This is a genomic window from Arthrobacter sp. SPT-J7, assembly GCF_059089965.1.
Map to the genome: position 1 here is coordinate 1 of NZ_JBNHFF010000246.1, position 4,650 is coordinate 4,650.

General features: G+C 63.9%; 2 protein-coding genes and 1 pseudogene. 2 read left to right on the forward strand and 1 reads right to left on the reverse strand.

All coding sequences use genetic code 11. The annotated features are described in order from the left end of the window. Positions 1-245: pseudogene (locus tag AC5RWX_RS30520) on the reverse strand (hypothetical protein); the annotation flags it as partial. A 326-nt stretch (positions 246-571) separates the two neighbouring features. Here AC5RWX_RS30520 and ilvD point away from each other — a divergent pair. Both ilvD and AC5RWX_RS30530 read left to right on the forward strand, forming a co-directional pair. Next, positions 572-2,293, forward strand: coding sequence for a dihydroxy-acid dehydratase (gene ilvD, locus AC5RWX_RS30525; protein WP_256248635.1), 1,722 nt, complete (start codon positions 572-574; stop codon positions 2,291-2,293). A gap of 392 nt (positions 2,294-2,685) precedes the next feature. Then, positions 2,686-4,593, forward strand: coding sequence for an acetolactate synthase large subunit (locus AC5RWX_RS30530; RefSeq protein ID WP_494099954.1), 1,908 nt, complete (start codon positions 2,686-2,688; stop codon positions 4,591-4,593). Positions 4,594-4,650 lie beyond the last annotated feature (57 nt).

Consider the following 4,650-nt stretch of genomic DNA (forward strand, 5'->3'; position numbering starts at 1 on the left):
GCTGCGGGTTTCGCCGGGGCGCCGAATCCGGCGGAGCTGGCAATTCCCGTTGTGCCGGCAGCTTCGGCGGATGCTGCTTGACCGCCGTCGGCAAGGGCGCCGTCCGTTCGGGTGCCGCCGTCAGGGCGGCTGCTCTGCGCTCGCCCAGCGTCAGCGGATGTCGCGGACGACTTTTTCCGGTTGAGCCACCACCAGGCAAAACCGGCAATTACGACGAGCAGAATGATCCAGAAGACAAAATCCATGGCGGGTCCTTCGGTTGGATGGCAAGGTGCACTTTCCCCCGACGCTACGTCGGCGCCACAGCGCTGTCTAGCTCTTTGACCTGCCCGGACGCTCAGCCACGCGTGGCACCAAGGGCACCGTTTCCTGTTCCAAAACACGGGTTCCGGCTGACACTGCATGAACGTAGGCGGGGGTGACGTGCACCACAGATCGGAGGGGCGCCTGGAACCTCTGATCTCACTATTCGGGATGACAGTCCACTATCTGATGGAAATAATCGCTGTTTTCCGCTTAACGGGCACCGCCCTGTCGTTGGGTCCTCCCGTGGAGCCATAGAATTTCCCTTATGAGTGAGGACACCCTGATCACGACCGACAACAAGCCTGACATCAAGCCCCGCAGCCGGGTAGTAACTGACGGCATCCACGCTGCCCCCGCGCGCGGTATGTTCCGTGCCGTGGGCATGGGCGACGATGACTTCGCCAAGCCCCAGGTCGGTGTCGCCAGCTCCTGGAACGAAATCACTCCGTGCAACCTCTCGCTGAACCGGCTCGCGCAGGGCGCCAAGGAAGGTGTCCATGCCGGTGGCGGGTTTCCCATGCAGTTCGGCACCATCTCCGTCTCGGACGGCATCTCGATGGGCCACGAAGGCATGCACTTCTCGCTGGTTTCCCGCGAAGTCATCGCCGATTCCGTGGAAACGGTGATGCAGGCCGAGCGCATCGACGGCTCAGTCCTGCTGGCCGGCTGCGACAAGTCACTCCCGGGCATGCTGATGGCAGCCGCCCGTCTGGACCTGTCCAGTGTCTTCCTCTACGCCGGCTCTATTATGCCCGGCTGGGTGAAGCTGGAGGACGGTTCCGAAAAGGAAGTTACCCTCATTGACGCCTTCGAGGCCGTCGGTGCCTGCGCCGCCGGCAAGATGAGCATGGAAGACCTGACGCGCATCGAAAAGGCCATCTGCCCGGGTGAAGGCGCCTGCGGCGGCATGTACACGGCCAACACCATGGCCTGCATCGGCGAGGCCCTGGGCATGTCCCTGCCCGGCTCCGCCGCCCCGCCCTCGGCAGACCGCCGTCGTGATGAATTCGCCCGCAAGTCCGGCGAAGCGGTGGTGAACCTGCTGCGCCTGGGCATCACCGCCCGCGACATCATGACCAAGAAGGCCTTCGAAAACGCCATCGCCGTCACCATGGCTTTCGGCGGCTCCACCAATGCCGTGCTGCACCTGCTGGCCATCGCCCGGGAGGCCGAGGTTGAGCTGACCCTCGACGACTTCAACCGCATCGGCGACCGCATCCCGCACCTCGGTGACTTGAAGCCTTTCGGCCGGTATGTAATGACCGACGTCGACAAAATAGGCGGCGTGCCCGTCATCATGCGCGCACTGCTTGACGCCGGCCTGCTGCACGGCGACTGCCTTACCGTCACCGGCAAGACGGTTGCCGAAAACCTCGAGGCCATCAACCCGCCCGATCTTGACGGCAAGATCCTGCGCGCGTTGGATAACCCGATCCACAAGACCGGCGGCATCACCATCCTGCACGGATCCATGGCCCCCGAGGGCGCAGTGGTGAAGAGCGCAGGCTTCGACGCCGACGTTTTTGAAGGCACTGCCCGCGTTTTCGAGCGCGAACAGGGTGCCCTCGACGCGCTGGACAACGGCCAGATTCACGCCGGCGACGTCGTGGTCATCCGCTACGAAGGACCTAAGGGCGGCCCGGGCATGCGCGAAATGCTGGCCATCACCGGCGCCATCAAGGGTGCCGGGCTGGGCAAGGACGTCCTGCTGCTCACCGACGGCCGTTTCTCCGGCGGTACCACCGGCCTGTGCATCGGGCACGTTGCTCCCGAAGCAGTCGACGGCGGCCCCATCGCCTTCGTCAAGGACGGCGACCGGATCCGCGTGGACATCGCAGCCCGCAGCTTCGACCTCCTGGTGGATGAGGCCGAGCTCGAGGCGCGCAAGGTGGGTTGGGAGCCTCTCCCCGCCAGGTACACCAAGGGCGTACTCGCGAAGTACGCCAAGCTGGTGCACAGCGCCAGCACCGGCGCATACTGCGGCTAAGGCCTGCCCGATGGATTCGGCCCGAGGCGCCGAATCCATTGGGTTCCTCGGCCTTAGCCTTATTAAGCCCTGCCCCCTTTTGCGGTCGGCTACTGTAGGGCGGGCAGGGGTTGATCCTGTACCCCGGGATCAAAACGTGGACACTGGAGTCCACATGGTGAGATGGGGTAAGGTCGCATTGACACGTATCTCGCCCAGAGGGAAAACTGAACGCATGACTTTCGTTACCAACTGCACCGCTGCAGATGCAGTCGTCGTCCTTACCCAGCGCGTGGCACATTAGCCAGGTAACGAACCGTCACGCGCAACCCCTCGAAGAGCCGCCAGGCTGAGGGGTTTTTTTATTTCCCGCAGTTTCCACGAACCACAAATGATCCACAAGGAAGAGTCCGATGAGCAAAGGATCGCCGATCAGCCCCTCGCTGATGGCTACTAAGTCCGCTGGAGCCGCCAAGGCTCCGGAACGCGCCGACCGAACGGCCGACCACGCCGTCGTCGTCGCCGACCTTGCCGCCGCCTCTCCTGTCCTTGGGCCGAACAACGTTGTACCGCCAACGGTGATGACCGGCTCGCAAGCTATCGTCCGCTCGCTCGAAGAACTCGGCGTCGACGATATTTTCGGTTTGCCCGGTGGCGCGATCCTGCCCACCTATGACCCCTTGATGGCCTCCAGCATGAACCACGTCCTGGTCCGTCACGAACAGGGAGCCGGCCACGCCGCGCAAGGCTACGCCATGGTTACCGGGCGGGTGGGCGTTTGTATCGCCACCTCGGGCCCGGGCGCCACCAACCTCGTCACCGCCATCATGGACGCCCACATGGACTCCGTGCCGCTGGTGGCCATCACGGGCCAGGTGTCCAGCGGTGTCATCGGCACCGATGCGTTCCAGGAAGCTGACATTGTGGGTATCACCATGCCCATCACCAAGCACTCTTTCCTGGTGACCGACCCCAATGACATCCCGCATGTGATGGCCGAGGCGTTCCACCTCGCCTCCACCGGCCGCCCGGGACCTGTCCTCGTGGACGTGGCCAAGGACGCCCAGGTTGGCCAGATGACGTTTTCCTGGCCGCCTCGGATTGACCTGCCGGGCTACCGTCCGGTCACCCGCGGACACAACAAGCAGGTACGCGAGGCTGCAAAGCTGATCGCCGCAGCCCGCAAACCTGTGCTGTACGTGGGCGGCGGTGTGGTCAAGGCGCATGCCTCCGCCGAGCTGCTCGCACTGGCCGAAGCCACGGGTGCCCCGGTTGTGACCACGCTGATGGCCAAGGGGGCCTTCCCGGACTCCCATTCCCAGCACATGGGCATGCCCGGCATGCACGGCACCGTTTCAGCCGTGACCGCACTGCAGCAGTCAGACCTCTTGATCACCCTTGGCGCCCGTTTCGATGACCGCGTTACCGGCGTGCTGAAGACGTTCGCGCCCATGGCGAAAGTCATCCATGCAGACATCGACCCTGCCGAGATCTCCAAGAACCGCACCGCCGACGTCCCCATCGTTGGCTCCGTCAAGGAAATCATTCCGGAGCTCACCGAAGCCGTACGCAGCCAGTTCGAGGCTGCAGGTGCTCCAGACCTCACCACCTGGTGGGCATTCCTTAACAACCTCAAGGAAACCTACCCGCTGGGCTGGACCGAGCCGGACGATGGACTGACTGCTCCGCAGAAAGTCATCGAGCGCATCGGCGCGTTGACCGGTCCGGAAGGCATCTACGTGGCGGGCGTCGGCCAGCACCAGATGTGGGCAGCACAGTTCATAAAGTACGAGCGCCCGCACGCCTGGCTCAACTCGGGCGGCGCCGGCACCATGGGCTATGCCGTCCCGGCTGCCATGGGTGCGAAAGTGGGCGAGCCAGACCGTGTGGTCTGGGCGATCGATGGCGACGGCTGCTTCCAGATGACCAACCAGGAACTGGCCACCTGCGCCATCAACAACATCCCCATCAAGGTTGCGGTCATCAACAACTCCTCGCTGGGAATGGTGCGGCAGTGGCAGACCCTCTTCTACGAAGGCCGCTACTCGAACACCGACCTCAACACCGGCCACGACACCGTCCGCATCCCGGACTTCGTCAAGCTGGGGGAGGCCTACGGTTGCGCTTCGTTCCGCTGCGAACGCGACGAGGACATCGACGCCACCATCCAGAAGGCCCTCGAAATCAACGACCGCCCCGTGGTCATCGACTTCGTGGTGAGCCCCAACTCCATGGTGTGGCCGATGGTGCCCGCCGGCGTGAGCAACGACCAGATCCAGGTTGCCCGCAACATGACCCCGGAATGGGAAGAAGAGGACTGACCATGAGCCGCCACACACTTTCCGTCCTGGTGGAAGACAAGCCCGGCGTACTGACCC

Excerpts from the sequence above, each read along its gene's own strand:
- ilvD (WP_256248635.1), top strand. The coding sequence starts at position 572 with ATGAGTGAGGACACCCTGATCACGACCGACAACAAGCCTGACATCAAG.
- AC5RWX_RS30530 (WP_494099954.1), top strand. The coding sequence starts at position 2,686 with ATGAGCAAAGGATCGCCGATCAGCCCCTCGCTGATGGCTACTAAGTCC.